This is a genomic window from Sulfuricaulis limicola (genome assembly GCF_002355735.1).
Taxonomy (GTDB): domain Bacteria; phylum Pseudomonadota; class Gammaproteobacteria; order Acidiferrobacterales; family Sulfurifustaceae; genus Sulfuricaulis; species Sulfuricaulis limicola.
Map to the genome: position 1 here is coordinate 2734542 of NZ_AP014879.1, position 19798 is coordinate 2754339.

Sequence of the window (19798 nt, forward strand, 5' to 3'; positions counted from 1 at the left end):
CCAACGATAGCAGATTTTATCAGGCCTTACTTCTTGAGCGCCGCGAGCACGCGCTCCGGCGTGAGCTGTCGCAGGCAGTTGAGATGCCCCAGCGGGCACTCGCGTTTGAAGCACGGACTGCACGACAGACCGAGCCAGAGCACCGTGGCCTTGGCGCTCATCGGCGGCGTGTGACGCGGGTCCGAGGAACCGTACAGGGCCACGACCGGGCGATCGAGCGCCGCGGCCACGTGCATGAGGCCCGAGTCGTTGCTGACCACGGCAGCGGTCAGCGACAGCAGGTCGAGCGCCTCTTCCAGCGTGGTCTGGCCGGCGAGATCGAGGCAGCGTCCCTGCGTGAGGGACTGAACGGCGGCGGTTTCGGGTTGGTCCTTGTTCGAGCCGAACAGCCACACCTCCCGGCCCTCGGCGAGCGCCGCGTTCGCCACCGCGGCAAAATATTCCGCCGGCCAGCGCTTGGCCGGACCGTATTCGGCGCCGGGACACAGTCCCAGCACCGGCGTCACGGGCGGATGGCGGTTCCAGCGCGACAGCGTGGCACGCGCCTTGTCCGCGTCCGCCTGCAGTCGCGGCAGGGGAATCTCCGGCAGCGCTTCGTCCGGCGCGATGCCGAGCGCGACGAACCGGTCCACCGTGCGCGGCAGCTTCTGCTTGTCGAGCCGGCGCACGTCGTTGAGCAGGCCGTAACGCCACTCACCCGTGAAGCCGGTGCGTACGCGGGCGCGCGCGATGAAAGGAACGATGGCGGACTTGAGCGAGTTGGGCAACACGATGGCGCGGTCGTAATCGCGCGCGCGCAGTTCGCGCCCGAGACGCCACCGCGCGCCGAGCCCGAGCCGCCCGTGCACGAACGGCGCCGCAATCGCCGCGTCCACCTCCGGCATGCGCGCCAGCAACGGATGCGTCCAGGCGGGTGCCAGCACGTCGAGACGCGCACCGGGATGACGCTGCTTGAGGACCTGGAACAGGCTCTGCGCCAGCACCATGTCGCCGACCCAGGACGGGCCGACGACGAGAAGACGTTGGGCCATGCCGGTCAAATGCGCCGTGTGAAGCTGGCGCGCCGCCGGTCGGAAGACTTCGGGAGAGGGGGGTGGACGCTGGTCCCGCGCATGCGGGGATTCTAGGCAGTCGCTGAATCGGGTTCAACCGCGGCCGGCGGAACCGATTAAAATGCGCCGATGGAACTCTCCATTCTGCTGTGGGTGCTGGCCGCCCTGCTGGTGCTGGCGGGATTCGCCGGGTTGTTCCTGCCGATGTTGCCGGGCGCCGTGCTGCTGTTCGCCGGCCTCGCCGTGGCGGCGTGGGCCGATGATTTCGTTTATGTCGGCTGGGGCACGCTGACGGCGCTGGGCGTGCTGGCGCTGCTGACCTACCCGGCCGATCTGTTCGCCAGCGCCTTCGGCGCCAAACGCTATGGCGCCTCGCCGCGCGCCGTCACCGGCGCCGTCGTCGGCGCGGGGGTGGGGATTTTCTTCGGCCTGCCGGGCATCCTGCTGGGGCCTTTCGTCGGCGCGGTGGTCGGCGAGTTTTCCACGCAGCGTCATCTGGGAAAAGCCGGTCGCGCCGGTTTCGGCGCGACCGTGGGAATCGTGCTGGGAACCGCGGCCAAACTCGCCATCGCCTTTACCATGCTGGGAATATTCGCCATTGCCCGCTTTGCCGGGGGAAACTAGCGCGCCGCCCGGAAATTTCCCGGCGAAAAGGGTAGTACACTGGCGCTGTCAGGAAAGTTGAAATAGATCAATTGCCGGGCCGCCGGATTTGCATATGATTATTCGATTCCGGCATCAGGACCGGGACGGCCCATCCAGAGCGAGGAACACCATGAATTACTGTTATGCCAGCAAGGAAATTGACCGCGAAAAGGCGTTCCAGCCCATCTGGTCGAACGAGCTGAACGAGGTCTTTTCCGATGTCGCACAGTACTACGACCGCGCTAATATTTTCGCCACGCTCGGCCTGCTGAACCGGCTGCGCGATCGTTTCATCTCCACCATCGACATCCAGCCCAACCACAAGGTGCTGGACGTGTGCGCCGGGACCAACGTCATCGGCATCAGCCTGTTGAAAAAACAGCCGGAGCTCGACGTCTACGCGGTAGACCGCAGCGTGGCGATGCAGGAAGTCGGCCGGGATCGCGCCCAGCGCCATGGTTTCCGGATCAAGGCCTTCATCTGCGACGTGCACCACCTGCCGTTTCCGGACAATTATTTCGATGTCGTGACGCTGCAATGGGCGACGCGGCATTTGCGCGTCATCGATGTGTTCTCCGAGATCAACCGCGTGCTCAAGCCCGGCGGGCATTTCCATCACTGCGACATGCTGCGGCCGGCCAACAAGCTGGTGGAGGAGTTCTACTATCTGTACCTCAAGGCCATCATGGGCATCATTCCCCGGGTGTTCCGCAGCGGCCCGGCGTCACTGAAATGCCGCAACTACTTTATCGACGCCATCCGCATGTTCTACTCGACGGAAGAGCTTTCCGCCCTGCTCTCGGAGCTGGGCTTCTCCCAGATCAGCGGGCATTCGGTGCTGGGCGGAACGGTGGGGATACACAAGGCGCGCAAGCCACAGCTGGCCGCGGGTTAGGCAGCTTCGGCATTCCTCTTCGAGGAATTATTTGTCTTTGAGGACGTACACCGCGCCACAGTAAGGACAACGCTCTTCGCCACTGGCCTCGATCGGCAGATACACGCGCGGATGCGAATTCCACAGTGACATGCCCGGCATCGGGCAGGACAAGGGCAGGTCCGCGCGCGTGACCTCGTAGCGGTTCTGCGTGTTGGCGGGGATTTTTTTGGCTTCGTTTGCTTGCGTGCTCACCATGATTTCCTCATCCGGCGGGTTACGGCAAAAAACGCCTAACCCGCGCTACATGTATTAAACCGGCGTCAGCCATTCCAGGTGCTGGTGGCTGCGGCCGTGCACCACGTCGAAATAAAGAGTCTGCAGCTTCTCGGTGACCGGGCCGCGCGTGCCCTTGCCGATGGCGCGGCCGTCGAGCTCGCGGATCGGCGTCACCTCGGCGGCGGTGCCGGTGAAGAAGGCCTCGTCGGCGATGTACACCTCGTCGCGCGTGATGCGCTTCTCGACCACCTTGATGCCGAGCTCGCTGGCCAGCTGCACGATGGTGGCGCGCGTGATGCCGTCGAGCGCCGAGGTGAGGTCGGGCGTGTACATCACGCCGTCGCGCACGATGAAGATGTTCTCGCCGCTGCCCTCGGACACAAAGCCCTCGACATCGAGCAACAGGGCCTCGTCGCAGCCGGCGCTCTGCGCCTCGCGCAGCGCCAGCATCGAGTTCATGTACTGGCCGTTGGCCTTGGCGCGGCACATGGTGATGTTCACGTGATGCCGGTTGATCGAGGCGGTGCGCACCTTGATGCCGTTTTTCTGTCCGTCCTCGCCGAGGTAGGCGCCCCAGCTCCAGGCGGCCACGATCACGTGCACCTTGAGCCCCTCGGCGCGCAGGCCCATGGCCTCGCTGCCGTAGAAGCACATGGGGCGGATGTAGGCGCTTTCCAGCTTGTTCTCGCGCACCGCGGCGCGCGTGGCCTCGTTGATCGCGCTCTTGTCGTACGGGATTTTCATGCCGAGGATATGCGCCGAGCGGAACAGGCGATCGGTGTGCGCCGGCAGGCGAAAGACCGCCGGGCCCTTGGTGCTCTTGTACGCGCGTACGCCTTCGAACACGCCCATGCCGTAATGCAGCGTGTGCGTCAGCACATGGGTCGTGGCCTCGCGCCACGGCACCAGCTTGCCGTCGTACCAGATGACACCGTCACGATCCGCCATCGACATCGAAGTAATCTCCAGATAAAACCAATAAATAGACAGGATTAACAGGATTTCAAACTAAAAAAACCTTTTTACGTTTCTCGCCTTAATCCTGTTAATCCTGTAAATCCTGTCCAACTTTTTAATCAAATACTTCCTCCCAGACTTCCCGCACCTTCCCCGGCCAGTCGCCGAGTTCCGCGGGATCGGCCAGCGAGCCGCGCTCCATCAGCTTGAGGCGATGCTCCACGGAAAGATAACGGCGCCAAGCCTGCGTCAGCAGTTCGGCCCGCGCCGGTTCCAGCAGGCCCTCTGCCTTGAGGGCTTCCAGCAGTTGGATGTTTTCCGTGTGGCGGGTGAGCCCGGGATGATCATGTGCCCACCGCAATACCCAGTATTGCACCATAAATTCGATATCGACGATACCACCCGGGTCGTGCTTCACGTCGGCCTGCGTGTCGTCGTGGCGTACCTTTTCGGCCGCCATCTTGTCGCGCATTTCCCGCACCTCGGTCTTGAGCCTGGCGGGGTCGCGCGGCCGGCGCAGGATTTCCTCACGAACCTCCGCAAATTGTCGCGCCAGGACCGGGCTGCCCGCCACCGGCCGGGCCCGCACCAGCGCCTGATGCTCCCAGGTCCAGGCATGGTCGCGCTGGTAATCGCGGAAGGCTGCCAGGCTGGTCACCAGCGGGCCGCTCTTGCCGCTCGGGCGCAGGCGCATGTCGACTTCATACAGGATGCCGCCGGGCGTGCGGGTGGTGAGGATATGAATCAGGCGCTGGCCGAGACGCGCGAAGAACGCCTCGTTCGGGAGCGCCCGCGCTCCATGGGTCATGCCCTCATCACACCCCTCGTAAAGAAAAATCATATCGAGGTCGGAACCGTAACCGAGCTCGTGGCTGCCGAGCTTGCCATAACCGATGACGGCAAAACCGGGCGGCGTCTCGCGGCCCGGGCACCGCGGGGCGCCGTGTTTGCGCTCGAGATCGCGCGCGGCCAGTTCCAGCGCCGCCGTGACCATGCTTTCCGCCACCGCGGCGAGGGCCGCGCCGGTCTGCTCCGGGGCCAGGCCCGGACCGATGTCGGTCGCCGCCACGCGCAACACGTGGCCGTGGCGGAATTCACGCAGCACTTCCATTTGCAATTCCAGATCCTCTTCGGGAATGTGCGCGAGCCGCTGGCGCAACTCGTCTTGCAATGCCTCCGGCGTCGGCAATTCATACAGCGCCGGGTTGAGCAACTCATCGAGCAAAATCGGGTGCTGCGCGATCCAGCTCGCGATCCACGGGCTGGCGCTGCCGAGGCGTACGAGCTGCGTGAGCACCTGCGGGTTTTCCGCCATGAGCGAGAAATAAACGGTGCGCCGGCCGACGGCCTCGAGCAAATGCACCAGCCGCTGCAGGGTCGTCTGCGGGTCGTCGCTCCGGCCGGCCGCCTGCAGCACCAGCGGCACCACCCGGTCGATGCGCGCGCGGGCGCCGGTCGAGTAGGCACTGACCATCGGTCCCTCGCGCAGCGCGTTTATCAGGCTCAGCGTTTCTTCCGGCTGCGCATAACCGCTGTCGCGCAAAATCTGCCGGGCGCTCTCGGCATCGGCCGTTCCCTGCCACACGGCCGCGAGCCGGTCGGGTTCACGCTCGCCGGCGGCATCGTCCTCGGTGCGAAACAGCTGGGCAAAATGCCGATGTACTTTTTCGCGCTGGCGTTCGAGCTCGTTTGCCAGGCCTTTCACATCAGCGAAACCGCTGGCGAAGGCAAGCCTCGTCTGCGCCATCTCGTCGGTGGGCAGCTGCTGGGTCTGCTGATCGGCCGCCATCTGCAAGCGGTGTTCGACGTTGCGCAGGAAAATATAGGCCTGCGTCAGCTCCTCTGCGGTCCCAGCATCCATGCAGCCCGCGGCCGCCAGCCGCGGCAACACCGTGAGCAGGCGGCGCTCTTGCAGCTGCGGTTCGCGGCCGCCGCGGATCAGCTGCTGTGTCTGGGCGATGAACTCGATCTCGCGGATGCCGCCGCGCCCGAGCTTGATGTTGCCCTGCATGCCCTTGCGTGTCGTCTCGCGCTCGATCATGGCCTTCATCCCGCGGATCGATTCGATGGTCCCGTAATCGAGGTACTTGCGGTACACGAAGGGCTTGAGCGTCTTGAGCAGTTCCGCGCCGGCCTCCCGGTCGCCCGCGATCACGCGTGCCTTGATGAAGGCATAGCGCTCCCACTCACGCCCGTGGGTCTGGTAATAGTGCTCCATGGCGCCGAAGGACAGCGCCAGCGGCCCGCTGGCACCGTTCGGGCGCAGGCGCATGTCCACGCGAAACACGAAACCGTCAGCGGTGTTCTCGTTCAACGCGTTGATCAGCGCCTGGCCGAGGCGAATGAAAAACTCGTGGTTGCTCAGCGGCGGCGCGCCCGGCGTTTCGCCCTCTTCCGGGTAGGCAAACATGAGATCGATGTCGGAGGAAAAATTCAGCTCCTGCCCGCCGAGCTTGCCCAGCGCCAGCACCACCAGCCGCTGCGGCCGGCCGCTTTGCTCACCTTTGGGCTCTCCGCTTTTCTCTACCGTCCAGGCATAAAGTCTGGCCAGTGCACCGTCGACACAGGCATCGGCGAACTCCGACAGCGTGGTCAGGGTTTCGTCGAGATCGGCCCAGCCGGCCAGGTCGCGCCAGGCGATGCGCAGCATCTCGCGCCGGCGCAGCTGGCGCAGGCGGGTTTTCAGCGCCGGCTCGTCCGCGGCATCACCGAGAAATTTCGCAACCCGGCGCGTCAAATCTCCGGCCGGATATGGGTCAAAGAGATGACCGGAGATAACCAGTTCATTAAGCAACGCTGGTTGCTGGACACAGCCGCGGGCGACGAATTCACTCGCGGCGAATACGCGTGGCAGGGTTTCGAGCCACGGGCCCGGTGGCAGCGCTGTTATATGCGGTGCGAGTTCCTGCCACTGGGCGGAAACCTGCCCCCGCAGCGGCTCGGGAATCGCGGCGAGTGCCGCATCGAACGTTTGTTGAGCGGGATCGGACATGCCGCCATGATACCCAAAGGGGCAGGGGTTTACTCGCGGGTACGCCGCAAGTGATTACGGTCAGGCTTTGCTGTTTTCCGATTCCGGCATGATGGATTTCTCGACCGGCAATCCCGCTTCACGCCACTCCGGAAAACCGTCCTCGAGCCGGCGCGCCTGGAATCCATTTTCGCGCAACTTGGCCACGGCTTCGAAGGCGAGGACGCAATGGGGACCGCGGCAGTAAGCAACGATTTCCTGGTTGTGCGGGAGTTTCTTGAGCCACTGCTCGAGGTCCTTCAGCGATACATTGACGGCGCCCGGGACATGCCCGGACGCAAATTCCTCGGATGGTCGCACATCGAGCACCGTGACGATGCCCCGGCGTGCGCGATCAAGCAGCTCCTGTCGCGGAATCGGTTCGAGTTCATCCTTGACGGTGAGATAGGAGCGCACCAGACGATCCACATCGGCCAGGTGCGACTCGGCCAGCTTGCGCATGCTGGAAAGCAGGCGGACGATTTCATCGTCGGTCAGACTGTAATAAACATACAGGCCGTCCTTGCGCGCTTCCACGAGTCCGCTTTGGCGCATGACCCGCAGATGTTGTGACGTATTCGCCACCGACAGGCCGGTGAGTTTGGCCAGCGCCTCGACCGTGCGCTCGCCCTGCGCCAGATATTCGAGCAGCTCGAGCCGGTGGCCATGACCGACCACCTTACCGATGCGCGCCACCTGGCTGTAAATCTGCTGTTTCAGGTTCTGTCTTGACATCGCCGAGTTCTATAATCTAGTATTCAATTGAGTACTTGAATACTAGCATACGCGCCTATTAATTCAAGTAATTATTAAAACTGATAACTATTTCAAAGGATACGCGGGGCCCTGATGCTGCAAGCACTGCTGCAAAATGAAACGGTGATACGCCTGACGGCTTTCTTCGGGATGCTGGTGATCGTGGCCGGGGCCGAGATCCTGTTTCCCCGGCGCCGGCTGACCGTCTCCAAGCTGCGGCGCTGGGCGAGTAATCTCGGCATCGTCTTCCTCAACAGCGCGCTGGTCCGTCTTCTGCTACCCGCGACGGCAGCGGGCTTCGCCGCGTTCGCCGCGAACCGCGGCTGGGGTGTATTCAATTATTTTTCCGAGGCCCCGGTCTGGTTCGCGATCATCGCCTCCGTGGTGATCCTCGACTTCGCCATCTACCTGCAACACGTGATGTTCCATGCGGTGCCGGCGCTATGGCGGCTGCATCGCATGCACCACGCCGATCTCGATTTCGACGTCACCACCGGCGCGCGCTTCCACCCGATCGAAATTCTGCTGTCGATGCTCATCAAGTTCGCGGTCATCGCCGTCGTCGGCGCGCCAGTCGCGGCCGTGATCATCTTCGAGGTGTTGCTCAACGCCACCTCGATGTTCAACCACGGCAACCTGCGCCTGCCGCCGGCGTTCGATCGCGTGCTGCGTCAGTTCATCGTCACGCCCGACATGCACCGCGTGCACCATTCGATCGAGGACTACGAGACCAACAGCAACTTCGGCTTCAACCTTTCGCTCTGGGACCGCCTGTTCGGCACCTACAAGGCCCAGCCGGATGCCGGGCACGAGGCCATGACCATCGGCATCCGCGATTTCCGCGAACCGAAACTGGCCAGCGACCTGCCCGGCATGCTGATCCTGCCGTTCCGCGGGCGTGTCACCGGTTATGCTATCAACCGGCGCGAATGGGGTGGCAAGTCATGAACCGCCAAACGCTCACGCGTATCGTTCTATTCGCCGCGCTGGTGGCGGCCATCGGCGGCGCCTGGCTGTATCGCGATCAGCTCAATGTCGCGGCGCTGGAGAGCTGGGTTAAAAATGCCGGGGCGCTGGGGCCGCTGCTCTTCATCGCGCTGTATGGCGTGGCGACCGTGCTGTTCCTGCCCGGCTCCCTGCTCACCCTTGCCGGCGGCGCGCTGTTCGGCCCGGTCTGGGGCACGCTCTACTGTCTGACCGGTGCCACCCTCGGCGCCACCCTGGCGTTCCTCATTGCGCGTTACCTGGCCCAGGACTGGGTCCGGCAGCGCGCCGGCGGCATCCTCGGGAAACTGCTCGACGGCGTGGACGCCGAGGGCTGGAAATTCGTCGCCTTCGTGCGGCTGGTGCCGCTGTTCCCGTTCATCCTGCTCAATTACGCGCTCGGGCTCACGCGCATCGGGCTCGTACCCTACGTGGCGGCCTCATTCATCTTCATGTTCCCCGGCGCGCTGGCCTTCACCTATCTCGGCTACGCCGGGCGCGAAGCGGTCGCGGGCGGCGAAGGCCTGATCCAGAAGGGCCTGCTGGCACTGGCCCTGCTCGCGCTGGTGGCCTTCCTGCCGCGCCTGATCAAGCGCCTGCGTGGCGCGCCGGCAGAGGCCGGCGCCGGGCTTTCCAGCGCCGAGCTCAAGCAGCGGCTCGAACGGCGCGACGACATCACCGTGCTCGACGTGCGCACCGCCAAGGATTATGCCGGCGATCTCGGCCACATCGACGGCGCGCTCAACATTCCGCTCGACGAGTTGCCCAGGCGCCTGCCGGAACTCGATCGCTATCGCGACCGCCCGCTGGCCGTGGTCTGCCGCACCAACCGCATGTCCGGCAAGGCGGTGCAGATGCTGCGCGAGACCGGCTTCAAACAGGCGCTGCTCGTTAACGATGGCATGGTCGGCTGGCGACAGGCGCAGGGACAAGCGGTGCCGGCCGCTTCGGGTAACGAATGTTCCGCCATGCCGGTGCCGGGCGGTGTCAGCGCCGGCACCGGCAAGACCGTCACCATCGTGATCCAGAACGCGCCCTATCAGGGTGACAACAAGGCCTGGCATGCGCTGCGCTTCGCCGGCGCGGCGCTGGCCGAGGACATGAAGGTGCGCGTGCACCTGCTCGACGACGGCGCGGTACTCGCCAGGCGCGGCCACCGCGTGCCGGACGGCGCCGTGGATCTCGAAAAACTTCTCACCGAACTCATGGAGTGCGGGCTCGAAGTGCGCGCCTGCGCCATGGCGATGAACGAATGCAAGCTCGACGAACGCGATCTCATCGCCGGCGTGCAAACCGGTTCGATGACGGCGCTCGCAGGCTGGGTCAAGGAAAGCGACATCGTTTTGACCTTCTGAGAAAGAGAGGTGCGGATATGAAACTCGGCATTGTCATTTATACACCGGAAGCGGAAACCGCGTGGAACGCGCTGCGACTTGGCATCTTTGCGCTGAAACAGGGCGACAGCGTCAGGCTGTTTTTGCTGGCGCGCGGCGTCGAATGCGAAAAGCTCGACACCGAACGTTTCGCGGTCAGCACGCAGATGCGGGAATTTCTCGGTCTCGGCGGCGACATCCTGGCCTGCGGCACCTGCCTCAAACTGCGACATTCAGAGGGCTCGGAACTGTGTCCAGTGTCGACCATGAAGGATCTGTATGAAATCGTGCGCGACAGCGACCGGGTCGTTACGTTTTAGAGCGCTACCCAGCGGGTGCATCGCCTGAGCCCCACGAACACTGGCCGCACATCAAGAAGCAGTCTACCCTGACTATCCCGCTTTGCCGTGGGGCGGGCTTCTGGCGGCACTCTTGCGCAAACCGGATCATGGCAAAATATCCGGTGATGTTATGCTTCACTACTAACGACTGGAAACGCTCATGCCATCCCTGAAACACGACGAAATCCGCCAAGCCGTCCGGCAAAGATACAGCGAGGTGGCGCAATCCGACGCGGCTTGCGGCTGCGGACCAAGCTGCTGCGGCACCGGGGCTAATACCTCCGCGGCCGACGCGTCGGTAACGCTCGGGTATTCACAGACGGACGTGGCGACGGTTCCCGATGGCGCCAACATGGGCCTGGGCTGCGGCAATCCGCAGGCCATCGCCGCGTTAACGCCCGGGGAAACCGTCCTCGATCTCGGCAGCGGCGGCGGGTTCGACTGTTTCCTGGCGGCGCGTCAGATCGGGGAACACGGACACGTGATCGGCGTCGACATGACGCCGGCGATGATCTCCAAGGCGCGCGCGAACGCCGACCAAGGCGGCTATCACAATGTCGAGTTCCGCCTCGGCGAGATCGAACACCTGCCGCTTGCCGATCATTCGGTGGACGTGATCATCTCGAATTGCGTGATCAACCTGTCGCCCGACAAGGAACGGGTTTTCAAGGAGACTTTTCGCGTCCTGAAGCCCGGCGGTCGACTGGCGATCTCCGACGTCGTCGCCACCGCCGTCTTGCCCGAAACGGTGCGACACGACATAACGCTCTACACCGGTTGCATGGCCGGCGCCTCCCTGATCGACGAGATCGAAAGCATGCTTGCCGCTGCCGGCTTTGTGGACATCCACCTCAAACCCAAGAACGAAAGCCGCTCCTTCATCCGCGACTGGGCGCCCGGAAGCAAGATCGAGGATTACGTGGTGTCGGCCACCATCGAAGCGGTAAAGCCACGGGGCTAGCCCGCGATGGACCGCCGGTGGTAACGGAAAGAAAGGTCCTGGAAACAAGGTCTTTTTGTTGCCGCCGGGCAGCGGCTGAAGAAATAATGTCACTGCTTCATCGCCGCAGGAGGAGTCGTTCGTGAAAGCGATAATCCCCCGAAAGATCGAAGAATACTGCCTGCGCCACACCAGCCCGCGCGGCAAGCTGCTGCAGGAACTGGAAAAGTACACCCGGCGGAACTGTACCGATGCCCGGATGCTCATCGGACCGCACGAGGGCACGCTGCTGGCCATGCTCGTACGTCTGAGCGATGCGCGGCGCGTGCTCGAGATCGGCACCTTCACCGGCTATTCCGCGCTGTGCCTGGCCGGGGCCCTGCCCAAAAACGGCCGGCTCCTCACCTGCGAGATCAAACCGGAGCATGCCGTGATCGCACAGTCGTTCTTCGACCGCAGCCGGCACGGATGCAAGATCAAGATTCACCTCGGCCCGGCACTGGAAACGCTCGCCGGCCTGCCGCGTGCGACGAAATTTGATTTCGTGTTCCTGGACGCCGACAAGGAAAACTACGTGAACTACTACGAAGCGGTGCTGCCGCGGCTGCGTGCCGGCGGGCTGATCGTGGCCGACAATGTTTTATGGTCCGGGCGCGTGTTGGCGCCGAAGAAGCAAACCGACCGCGCCGTGGTGCGCTTCAACCGACACGCGCGACGCGACGCGCGCGTCGAGTGCGTGATGCTGCCGGTGCGGGATGGCGTGAGCCTGATTCGAAAACGCTGATATCAGCGCCGGCCGTTAATAAAAAAGGCCCCGGATAACGGGGCCTTTCTGTGCTGATACTCCGCCTGCTCTATAAACCGAGCTCTTTCTCCAACGATTGCTGGTCCTTCTTGAATTTGTCCTGCCGCGCGGATTCGGTCTTTTGCTTCTCCGCCTCCGACTTCTTTTCCAGCGCCGCGGCTTTGGCATCATCGCCGGCAAGGCTGTAGAACTCCACCGCCAGTTTGTTCTCGCCCTTGCGCGCATGTTCGTCGCCGAGCTTGCGCGCCTTGTCCCGCACGCCTTTCGCTTTTTGCGGTTTGTCGGCGAACTGGTAATAGGCAATGGCGTTCTCGATGGAGCGACGCGCATCGTCGGTGGCCAGCGTGTCGCCACGCTTTTCCGCGCGCTCGGTTACTTTTCCGGATCCTGCCTCGGCGTAGTACACCCAGTCCCTGGCCTTGCCGAGTTCCTCGCGCGAATCCTTGCGCGCCGCGAACGCCTTGTCTTCGGCGGTGAGCCATTTGTCCACGTTGCGCGCGGCGATCCCGCGCATCTCCCTGACCCGCGCCTCGTTGTTGCGGCGCTTGAAGTGATCAATGGCGTTGCCGACGGCATTGGTGTCGTCCGGTTTCGCGTTGGCCCGCTTCAGCATCACGCGATCCGCGTCGGCCTCCAGACCCGCGGCCAGGTACCAGTCGAAGGCCTCCTTGAGCCGGCCCTGCTTTTCCTCCTGGTCACCGAGCGTGCGACCCACGCGTTTGATCAGGGCCTCGCGCCGTTTGCCGGCGTCGTTGCCAAGACATTCCCAGGCGACGGTTTTGGCCGCGTTGAACGCTTCCTTCAGTTTCCCGGCCTTCTCGCTGTCCTCGGCTCTCTTCATTTTCAGCGTCTCGACGGCGATCTCCTGGTCCGGGCAGCCGTCGGCGAATGCGGCTGGCGCCATCAGGCCCGTGAGGCAGCATGACAGGACACAAGCCGGCAGGATTTTTCTCATGCGCATGAAATGACTCCCCATGATTACTTCAGCAGCTTGATGGCGTCTTTGATGCCGAAACCGCCCTTCTCCTTGGTGCCCTTGGCGCTGTCCCCCGCGGGAGCGTCGCCACCTTCACCGCCCATCATCATCTTGCCCATGCCGCCCATGTCCATCTTGCTGTAACCGGACGGAACCTCGAACAACGAGGCGTCCTGCTTGCCGATCTTGAGGTTGTCGAGCTCCATCTTCATGCGGTCCTTTTTGCCCTTGTCGACCGAGATGACGTCGAGTTTCATCATGATGTTGTCTTTGGTCATCCACCAGAACCCGCCCATCTTCGCGCCGTTGGGTTTTTTCTCCTTCATGATGATCTTGCTCTTGGTGGTCTGCACGCCGTTGACCGTGTCCGGCCCGACCGTGGTCTGCTCGACGTCGTAGTTCATCGGATCGTCCCGGCCGACCTTCGGATCGGTCAGTTTCATCTCCATGTACATGCGCTCGGAGGGCATCAGGTTCCAGGCCATCTTTTTGTCGCGGCGCATGATCATGACCATCTTCTCGCCGTCGTTGTTCATCTCGCGGCGCTCCTTGTTCGGCGCCTGGTAAATTTTGCCCTTGACGGCCCCGTCCGCGGTTTCCATGTTCCAGTCGGCCGAGTACTCGACGCTGGCGGGCGGCGTCGCCAACACCGGCGCGGCCACCACGAAACCTGCCACGATCAACCATTTTTTCATTTGCATTGAGAGGATCTCCTGCTTGTTTATGTTGAACGCTATGCCCTGCAAAAATTATTAACGTTACCGAAGTTCGCGCAGCGTAGAGGAAGGGCTGGTGGACGGCAAGCGCGATGACGCAAACTTGATCAGAAAGCCTTAACTAACTGGGCTACAGGCAACACCGTCAAAACTGAGTTGTGTTTTGATGATCCCGTCGCCGCCGCCGAGCATCGCAGCCCGCCTCGGGGCTTTCGCGAGCCTCCTGATCGAGCCCGAGGGTGAGGCGGAGTATTCATGGAAGTCCGGTGGACTTCCATGCCGCCGAACGGGCGCGCCGCGGATCGGCGCGCCCCGGGTGCATGCGCCCGGCGAGTTAGGCGAGCGCCGAGGCGGGCGAGAAGCGCAGGAAGAGGTCGGCGGCGCCGGGCGTGCTTTCTCTTGGTGACTTCTCTTTACACGAGCAAAGAAAAGTCACCCGCCCGCGGTGCGGAAACCGCAATTATGCTTTTGAGTCGCGCGCGGAGCGCGCGAACCATTCAAAGTACCTGTTGCTGCCCGGGGTGCAACACACTTCGTTGCACCCGTTCGGCGGCACGAACACACGTTAAGTGTGTTCGTGAAAACTCCGCCTCACCCTGCTTTCGCGGGAATGACAGGCAAAGTAGCCTCCGCGGGGACGACGACCAGCCAAAAAGAAAGCCCCGCATACGCGGGGCTTTCAGTTTTACAGCAGGTGCCGGAACGACAATTACATATCCATCCCGCCCATGCCGCCCATACCACCCATCCCGCCCATGCCACCGCCGCCGCCGTGAGATTCTTCCTTCGGCGTTTCGGCAACCATGGCTTCGGTCGTGATCATGAGGGCGGCGACGGAGGCCGCGTTTTGCAGCGCGGTACGCGTCACCTTGGTCGGGTCGAGGATGCCCATCTTCAGCATGTCGCCGTACTCGTCGGTCGCGGCGTTATAACCGTAGTTGGTGTCCTTGCTCTCGGCGACCTTGTGGTACACCACCGAGCCCTCGATACCGCCGTTCTCCACGATCTGGCGCAGCGGTTCCTGCATGGCACGCACCGCGATCTGGATGCCGACGTCCTGGTCGTGGTTGTCGCCCTTGAGGCCCTTGATCGCCGTGACGGCGCGCACCAGCGCCACGCCACCGCCCGGGACGATACCTTCTTCCACCGCGGCGCGGGTCGCATGCAGCGCGTCTTCCACGCGCGCCTTCTTCTCTTTCATTTCCATCTCGGTCGCGGCCCCGACCTTGATGACGGCGACGCCGCCGGCCAGCTTGGCCATGCGTTCCTGCAGCTTCTCTTTGTCGTAGTCGCTGGTGGCTTCCTCGATCTGGGCCTTGATCTGCTTGATGCGGGCCTCGATGTCCTGCTTCTTGCCGGCGCCATCGATAATCGTGGTGTTTTCCTTGTCCACCACCACGCGCTTGGCGGAACCGAGCAGGCTGGTATCGGCCTTCTCGAGACTCATGCCGAGCTCCTCGGAGATCACCGTGCCCGCCGTCAGGATGGCGACATCCTGCAGCATGGCCTTGCGGCGGTCACCAAAGCCCGGGGCCTTGACGGCGCAGACCTTGAGGATGCCGCGGATGTTGTTCACCACCAGGGTCGCGAGCGCTTCGCCCTCGACGTCCTCGGAAACGATCAACAGCGGACGGCCCTGCTTGGCCACGCCTTCCAGGATCGGCAGCATTTCGCGGATGTTGGAGATCTTCTTGTCGTAGATCAGGATCGACGGATTCTCGAGCTCGGCGCTCATCGTCTCCTGCTTGTTGATGAAGTACGGCGACAGATAGCCGCGGTCGAACTGCATGCCTTCCACGGTGTCCAGTTCGTTATCGAGACCTGAGCCTTCTTCAACCGTGATCACGCCTTCCTTGCCGACCTTCTCCATGGCATCGGCGATGATCTTGCCGATGGACGAGTCGGAGTTGGCGGAGATGGTGCCCACCTGGGCGATCTCTTTCGGATCGGAACAGGGCTTGGAGATCTTCTTCAGCGCCTCGACCGCCGCGGCCACGGCCTTGTCGATGCCGCGCTTCAGGTCCATCGGGTTCATGCCGGCGGCCACCGACTTCAGGCCCTCACGCAGCATCGCCTGGGCCAGCACGGTCGCCGTGGTGGTGCCGTCGCCGGCCACGTCGGAAGTCTTGCTCGCGACTTCCTTCACCATCTGCGCGCCCATGTTCTCGTATTTGTCCTTCAGTTCGATTTCCTTGGCGACGCTGACGCCGTCCTTGGTCACCGTCGGGGCGCCGAAGGATTTTTCCAGCACCACGTTGCGGCCCTTGGGACCGAGCGTGATTTTCACCGCGTCGGCCAGGATGTTGACGCCGCGCAGCATGCGCGTGCGGGCGGGATCGCCAAACAATACGTCTTTAGCAGCCATAGTTTCCTCTCTTCAGAATTCGTTCAGATGATTACTTTGATTACTTCTCGACCACGCCCATGATGTCTTCTTCACGCATCACGAGCAGCTCTTCGTTGCCGACCTTGACCTCGGTGCCGGAGTACTTGCCGAAGAGGATCTTGTCGCCGACCTTGACGTCCAGCGGACGGACCTTGCCGTCTTCGAGGATCTTGCCGTGACCCACGGCGAGCACCTCGCCCTGAATCGGCTTTTCCTTGGCGGAGTCGGGGATGACGATGCCACCGGGGGACTTACGCTCTTCTTCGAGACGGCGCACGATCACGCGGTCGTGCAGCGGACGGATTTTCACAGACGATTCTCCTTTGATAGCGGGTTGTACACTCATGCTGTTCTCCTTCTGCAATCTTTCCTGAACGGCTGGAAACACCAAAAAACCCTGAAAAACCGGGTGCCGGGATTGTTAGCACTCGATTCAAGTGAGTGCTAATGATAATCGCAAGCCGATTCTTGTCAACCGGGAAGAAGTCAGTCCTCGCGGCGGGACTCCCCCTCCAGCGGGGGGCGCTGGTCGGGCCTGCCGGCTTCGGGAGCGTGGCGGGTAACGGTACCTTCCAACCGGGCCCGGCGCAGGTATAGCCGGATAATCCCCCGCCGCAGTGGAGGAATCAGCAGGGCAAAGGCCGCAACGTCGGTCAGGAAACCCGGGATCACCAGCAGTACACCGGCCGCCAGCAAGGCCAGGCCCTCCAGCATCCCCAGCGCCGGCGACTCGCCCTGCGCGATCATGGCCTGAACCCGGGTCGCGGCGGCAAAGCCCTGGGTACGTACCAGCCAGATGCCGAACACGGCGCTGACGAACACCAGCAGCAGGGTCAGGCCCACGCCGAGATGTGAACCGACCTGGATGAATACCGCGATCTCGGCCACCGCCATGACCAGCAACAACAGCAAAAGCATGAAGCCGCACCCCGTGCCGTCAAAACCGCAGCATAACCCGGTTGGCCGCGGCCCCGCATCCGGGGCGCGTTCACCGCCGTTTCGCTACAATGAATAAATCGGAATCCCGCGCCGTCATCTCCGGCGGGCAACGGAACGCCAACCTGATGAAACGGCATGAATACCAGCTGGTGCTGACAACCTGTCCAGACACGCAAGCGGCGGAACGCGTGGCGCGGGCGCTGGTGCAGGAACGCCTCGCCGCCTGCGTCAATATCCTGCCGGTCGCCCAATCCATCTACCTGTGGAAAGGCCGGGTGGAATCGGCGGCTGAACAGTTACTGATCATCAAATCCATGACAGACGCCTACAGCTCCATCGAGAAACGCATCCGGGAGCTGCACCCCTATGAACTTCCCGAGGTCATCGCGGTCCCTATCGCCGACGGCCTGCCCGACTATCTCGCCTGGATTCGCAACCCGGATAAAACATGACGATGAAATCCCTTGCCGCCCTGTTGCTCCTGCTGTTGTCGCCGGCACATGCCGCTGCGCCGGAGGATGAACTGCTCGAAGCCGACCAGGCCTTCCGCCTGAGCACACGCACGGTCAGCGAGACTGCGCTCGAAGCCAGCTGGAAGATCGCCCCCGGGTATTACATGTACCGGGACAAGTTCAAATTCGAGGCGCTGGACGGCACGCAACTGAAGCAGCCGGTCATCCCGCGCGGCAAGAAAAAAGACGATCCGCTGTTCGGTCAGGTCGAAACCTACACAAAATCCGTGAAAATTCGCGTGCCGTACACGCGTGCTGATGGCGCTGCCACGGCACGCGTGCGCATCACCGCGCAGGGCTGCAACGAACCGGTGGGTGTGTGTTATCCGCCGATCGTGAAAGAGGTCGAATTCAAATTGCCGCCGGGCAAGGCGAAGCCCGCCACCGTCATCGCACCGGCCGCCGACACGTCCGACAAGATCAGCTCTCTCAAGGACCTCACGCGCAGTCTCGCCCCGGGCAGCGAACTGGAACCGCCGAACCCGGAGCAGGCGTTCCAGGTCAGCGTCTCGGCGCGCGACAACGCCACGCTGCTGGCGCGCATCGACATCGCCGACTGCTGTTATCTCTATCGTGACAAGACGAAGTTCGAATTGACGGGCACCGATGGCGCGCCATTGTCCGATGCGCGTCTCGGCGACGTCACGCTGCCACCGGGCAAAATCAAAGTCGACGAGTTCATCGGCAAGACCGAGGTCTACGAACAGGGTTTCGAAACGCTGCTGCCGCTTACGGGCCTGGGCGCCGGTGACCGGGACCTGCGGCTCAAAATAACGTACCAGGGTTGTTCGGAAAAAGGCGTATCCATCTGCTATCCGCCGGCGACCAAAACCTTCGGCGTGCAGTTTCGCGGCGGCGTGTTGAGCATGGCGCAGGCTCCGGTCGAGCCGCCGGTGCCCGCCGACACCACTCCGCGCGATAACGTCAAATTCCTGCTCGCGCTGCTGGGCGCATTCGGCGCCGGTTTGCTGCTGACCTTCACGCCCTGCGTGCTGCCGATGGTGCCGATCCTTTCGGGCATCATCGTCGGCGCCGAGGGCACGCATGTCACCAAGCTGCGCGGCGGGCTGCTGTCGTACAGCTACGTGCTCGGCACCGCGCTCACTTACACCGTGGCCGGGGCCGTGGCCGGCGCCACCGGGGCACAACTGCAGGCCTATTTTCAGACGCCCTGGGCCATCGGCAGCTTCGCCGTGATCCTGGTGCTGCTGGCGCTGTCGATGTTCGGCTTCTATCAATTGCAAGTGCCGTCCTCGATCCAGTCGCTGCTGCACCACCACTCCAGCCGCGTGCACCAGCAGGCCAAGGGGTGGTTCGGCGGCGAACTGATCGGGGCTTTCATCCTCGGACTGGTCTCGGCGCTCATAATAGGAGCCTGCGTCTCGCCGGTGCTGGTCTCGGTGCTGGGCGGCGCCATCCTGGCGCAGGACCCGGTGCTGGGCGGCGCCATCATGTTCGCGCTGGCGCACGGCCAGGGCGCGATCCTGGTCGCGCTTGGCATCGGCGCCGGCTTCCTGCTGCCCCGGGCCGGCAAATGGATGGACAGCGTGAAGCACCTGTTCGGCGCGCTGCTGATTGCCGTCGCCATCTATCTGCTCGGTTACCTGCCGCAAGTGCCGGTGTTGTTCCTGTGGGCCGCCTACTTCATCATCGGCGGTGTCTACCTCGGCGCCACCCAGAGCCTGCCGGAGGGTGCGAGCGGCTGGCGTTATCTCATCAAGGGTGCGGGCACGTTCCTGTTGATCTGGGGTGTACTGGCGCTGCTGGGCGGATTCACCGGCCAGCGTGACTTCCTGCACCCGCTGCCGTTGTCTTCGATGTCCACGTCGGTCGCGCCCGGCCCCTCGGCCACGTCAAGCACGACCGAGGGACCGCTGTTCGAGCGCATCCGCAGCCTGAACGATCTCGATAAGCGGATGGCCGACGCCAGGACCGCGGGCAAGCCGGTGATCATCGATTATTACGCCGACTGGTGCACCGACTGCCTGCGCATGGAAAAGGCTACCTTCGCCGACCCGCGCGTGCGCCAGGCGCTGGCCGGGTTTGCGCGGCTGCAGCCCGATGTCACCAATACCGGTGATGGTGAAGTCGAGGCGATGAAAAAGCGTTTCCGGGTTTATGGTCCGCCAGCGCTGGTGCTGGTGAACAGCAAAGGCGAGCCGGCCAGCGGGGGGCCGATTTACGGATTCCATGACGCCGACGAACTGCTGTCCCTGATCGGCAAACTCTGAGCGTATTCACAGACGAAACACC

Annotated in this window: 19 protein-coding genes; 9 read left to right on the plus strand and 10 right to left on the minus strand. The window is 63.2% G+C overall.

All coding sequences use genetic code 11. The annotated features are described in order from the left end of the window. Window positions 1-26: 26 nt before the first annotated feature. On the minus strand, window positions 27-1031 hold the full coding sequence (gene waaF / locus SCL_RS13275) for a lipopolysaccharide heptosyltransferase II (RefSeq protein ID WP_096361659.1): 1005 nt from the start codon (window positions 1029-1031) through the stop codon (window positions 27-29). A gap of 150 nt (window positions 1032-1181) precedes the next feature. Between waaF and SCL_RS13280 the strand changes: the two genes are divergently transcribed. Together SCL_RS13280 and SCL_RS13285 are read left to right on the plus strand one after the other, a co-directional pair. Next, window positions 1182-1676, plus strand: a complete 495-nt coding sequence (locus SCL_RS13280) for a DUF456 domain-containing protein (RefSeq protein WP_096361660.1) — start codon at window positions 1182-1184, stop codon at window positions 1674-1676. Between the two features lie 151 nt (window positions 1677-1827). Continuing rightward, window positions 1828-2592, plus strand: coding sequence for a class I SAM-dependent methyltransferase (locus tag SCL_RS13285; protein WP_172426056.1), 765 nt, complete (start codon window positions 1828-1830; stop codon window positions 2590-2592). 27 nt (window positions 2593-2619) lie between these two features. On the opposite strand, the gene SCL_RS13290 is transcribed toward SCL_RS13285, so the two are convergent. The 4 genes from SCL_RS13290 to SCL_RS13305 form a co-directional block, all read right to left on the minus strand. After that, window positions 2620-2829 carry a zinc-finger domain-containing protein gene (locus SCL_RS13290; RefSeq protein ID WP_172426057.1) on the minus strand — a complete coding sequence of 70 codons (210 nt, stop codon included), beginning with the start codon at window positions 2827-2829 and terminating at the stop codon, window positions 2620-2622. 54 nt (window positions 2830-2883) lie between these two features. Continuing rightward, window positions 2884-3804 carry a branched-chain amino acid transaminase gene (locus SCL_RS13295; RefSeq protein ID WP_096361663.1) on the minus strand — a complete coding sequence of 307 codons (921 nt, stop codon included), beginning with the start codon at window positions 3802-3804 and terminating at the stop codon, window positions 2884-2886. 118 nt (window positions 3805-3922) lie between these two features. After that, window positions 3923-6799, minus strand: a complete 2877-nt coding sequence (glnE, locus tag SCL_RS13300) for a bifunctional [glutamate--ammonia ligase]-adenylyl-L-tyrosine phosphorylase/[glutamate--ammonia-ligase] adenylyltransferase (protein ID WP_096361664.1) — start codon at window positions 6797-6799, stop codon at window positions 3923-3925. A 60-nt stretch (window positions 6800-6859) separates the two neighbouring features. Next, window positions 6860-7552: an ArsR/SmtB family transcription factor gene (locus tag SCL_RS13305; protein WP_096361665.1), complete on the minus strand. Its 693-nt coding sequence runs from the start codon at window positions 7550-7552 to the stop codon at window positions 6860-6862. 114 nt (window positions 7553-7666) lie between these two features. Between SCL_RS13305 and SCL_RS13310 the strand changes: the two genes are divergently transcribed. The 5 genes from SCL_RS13310 (at window position 7667) to SCL_RS13330 (ending at window position 11995) form a co-directional block, all read left to right on the plus strand. After that, entirely contained in the window at window positions 7667-8521 is an 855-nt protein-coding gene (locus SCL_RS13310; RefSeq protein ID WP_096361666.1) for a sterol desaturase family protein, read from the plus strand. Then, window positions 8518-9912 carry a VTT domain-containing protein gene (locus SCL_RS13315; protein WP_172426058.1) on the plus strand — a complete coding sequence of 465 codons (1395 nt, stop codon included), beginning with the start codon at window positions 8518-8520 and terminating at the stop codon, window positions 9910-9912. The genes SCL_RS13310 and SCL_RS13315 overlap by 4 nt, the downstream gene beginning before the upstream one ends. A 17-nt stretch (window positions 9913-9929) precedes the next feature. Further along, the gene (locus SCL_RS13320; protein WP_096361667.1) at window positions 9930-10250 is read left to right on the plus strand and encodes a DsrE family protein; all 321 of its coding nucleotides are present in this window, start codon (window positions 9930-9932) and stop codon (window positions 10248-10250) included. 181 nt (window positions 10251-10431) lie between these two features. Beyond that, a complete protein-coding gene (locus tag SCL_RS13325; RefSeq protein WP_096361668.1) occupies window positions 10432-11232 on the plus strand; it encodes an arsenite methyltransferase in 801 nt (266 codons plus the stop codon). Window positions 11233-11353: 121 nt separating this feature from the next. Then, window positions 11354-11995, plus strand: a complete 642-nt coding sequence (locus SCL_RS13330) for an O-methyltransferase (RefSeq protein ID WP_096361669.1) — start codon at window positions 11354-11356, stop codon at window positions 11993-11995. Between the two features lie 70 nt (window positions 11996-12065). Here SCL_RS13330 and SCL_RS13335 read toward each other — a convergent pair whose 3' ends face one another. The 5 genes from SCL_RS13335 to SCL_RS13355 all read right to left on the minus strand — a co-directional run bounded on the left by SCL_RS13335 (window position 12066) and on the right by SCL_RS13355 (window position 17012). Then, window positions 12066-12977 (minus strand): hypothetical protein, encoded by a 912-nt coding sequence (locus SCL_RS13335; RefSeq protein WP_148665104.1) that lies wholly within the window; start codon window positions 12975-12977, stop codon window positions 12066-12068. Between the two features lie 17 nt (window positions 12978-12994). Then, on the minus strand, window positions 12995-13693 hold the full coding sequence (locus SCL_RS13340) for a DUF4412 domain-containing protein (protein ID WP_096361671.1): 699 nt from the start codon (window positions 13691-13693) through the stop codon (window positions 12995-12997). A 724-nt stretch (window positions 13694-14417) separates the two neighbouring features. Beyond that, window positions 14418-16073 carry a chaperonin GroEL gene (groL, locus tag SCL_RS13345; protein WP_096361672.1) on the minus strand — a complete coding sequence of 552 codons (1656 nt, stop codon included), beginning with the start codon at window positions 16071-16073 and terminating at the stop codon, window positions 14418-14420. A 40-nt stretch (window positions 16074-16113) separates the two neighbouring features. Beyond that, a complete protein-coding gene (gene groES / locus SCL_RS13350; RefSeq protein ID WP_096361673.1) occupies window positions 16114-16404 on the minus strand; it encodes a co-chaperone GroES in 291 nt (96 codons plus the stop codon). Window positions 16405-16580: 176 nt separating this feature from the next. Continuing rightward, window positions 16581-17012 carry an FxsA family protein gene (locus SCL_RS13355; RefSeq protein ID WP_096361674.1) on the minus strand — a complete coding sequence of 144 codons (432 nt, stop codon included), beginning with the start codon at window positions 17010-17012 and terminating at the stop codon, window positions 16581-16583. A gap of 89 nt (window positions 17013-17101) precedes the next feature. Here SCL_RS13355 and cutA point away from each other — a divergent pair, with 89 nt between their 5' ends. Together cutA and SCL_RS13365 are read left to right on the plus strand one after the other, a co-directional pair. Further along, on the plus strand, window positions 17102-17485 hold the full coding sequence (gene cutA, locus SCL_RS13360; RefSeq protein ID WP_231969819.1) for a divalent-cation tolerance protein CutA: 384 nt from the start codon (window positions 17102-17104) through the stop codon (window positions 17483-17485). Continuing rightward, window positions 17482-19776 carry a protein-disulfide reductase DsbD gene (locus tag SCL_RS13365; protein ID WP_096361675.1) on the plus strand — a complete coding sequence of 765 codons (2295 nt, stop codon included), beginning with the start codon at window positions 17482-17484 and terminating at the stop codon, window positions 19774-19776. Before cutA ends, SCL_RS13365 begins: the two co-directional genes overlap by 4 nt. Window positions 19777-19798 lie beyond the last annotated feature (22 nt).

What these genes read in the sequence shown, in the direction of transcription:
- waaF (WP_096361659.1), bottom strand. Translation starts at nt 1,031, where the DNA reads ATGGCCCAACGTCTTCTCGTCGTCGGCCCGTCCTGGGTCGGCGACATG.
- SCL_RS13280 (WP_096361660.1), top strand. Translation starts at nt 1,182, where the DNA reads ATGGAACTCTCCATTCTGCTGTGGGTGCTGGCCGCCCTGCTGGTGCTG.
- SCL_RS13285 (WP_172426056.1), top strand. Translation starts at nt 1,828, where the DNA reads ATGAATTACTGTTATGCCAGCAAGGAAATTGACCGCGAAAAGGCGTTC.
- SCL_RS13290 (WP_172426057.1), bottom strand. Translation starts at nt 2,829, where the DNA reads ATGGTGAGCACGCAAGCAAACGAAGCCAAAAAAATCCCCGCCAACACG.
- SCL_RS13295 (WP_096361663.1), bottom strand. Translation starts at nt 3,804, where the DNA reads ATGTCGATGGCGGATCGTGACGGTGTCATCTGGTACGACGGCAAGCTG.
- glnE (WP_096361664.1), bottom strand. Translation starts at nt 6,799, where the DNA reads ATGTCCGATCCCGCTCAACAAACGTTCGATGCGGCACTCGCCGCGATT.
- SCL_RS13305 (WP_096361665.1), bottom strand. Translation starts at nt 7,552, where the DNA reads ATGTCAAGACAGAACCTGAAACAGCAGATTTACAGCCAGGTGGCGCGC.
- SCL_RS13310 (WP_096361666.1), top strand. Translation starts at nt 7,667, where the DNA reads ATGCTGCAAGCACTGCTGCAAAATGAAACGGTGATACGCCTGACGGCT.
- SCL_RS13315 (WP_172426058.1), top strand. Translation starts at nt 8,518, where the DNA reads ATGAACCGCCAAACGCTCACGCGTATCGTTCTATTCGCCGCGCTGGTG.
- SCL_RS13320 (WP_096361667.1), top strand. Translation starts at nt 9,930, where the DNA reads ATGAAACTCGGCATTGTCATTTATACACCGGAAGCGGAAACCGCGTGG.
- SCL_RS13325 (WP_096361668.1), top strand. Translation starts at nt 10,432, where the DNA reads ATGCCATCCCTGAAACACGACGAAATCCGCCAAGCCGTCCGGCAAAGA.
- SCL_RS13335 (WP_148665104.1), bottom strand. Translation starts at nt 12,977, where the DNA reads ATGCGCATGAGAAAAATCCTGCCGGCTTGTGTCCTGTCATGCTGCCTC.
- SCL_RS13340 (WP_096361671.1), bottom strand. Translation starts at nt 13,693, where the DNA reads ATGCAAATGAAAAAATGGTTGATCGTGGCAGGTTTCGTGGTGGCCGCG.
- groL (WP_096361672.1), bottom strand. Translation starts at nt 16,073, where the DNA reads ATGGCTGCTAAAGACGTATTGTTTGGCGATCCCGCCCGCACGCGCATG.
- SCL_RS13355 (WP_096361674.1), bottom strand. Translation starts at nt 17,012, where the DNA reads ATGCTTTTGCTGTTGTTGCTGGTCATGGCGGTGGCCGAGATCGCGGTA.
- cutA (WP_231969819.1), top strand. Translation starts at nt 17,102, where the DNA reads ATGAATAAATCGGAATCCCGCGCCGTCATCTCCGGCGGGCAACGGAAC.
- SCL_RS13365 (WP_096361675.1), top strand. Translation starts at nt 17,482, where the DNA reads ATGACGATGAAATCCCTTGCCGCCCTGTTGCTCCTGCTGTTGTCGCCG.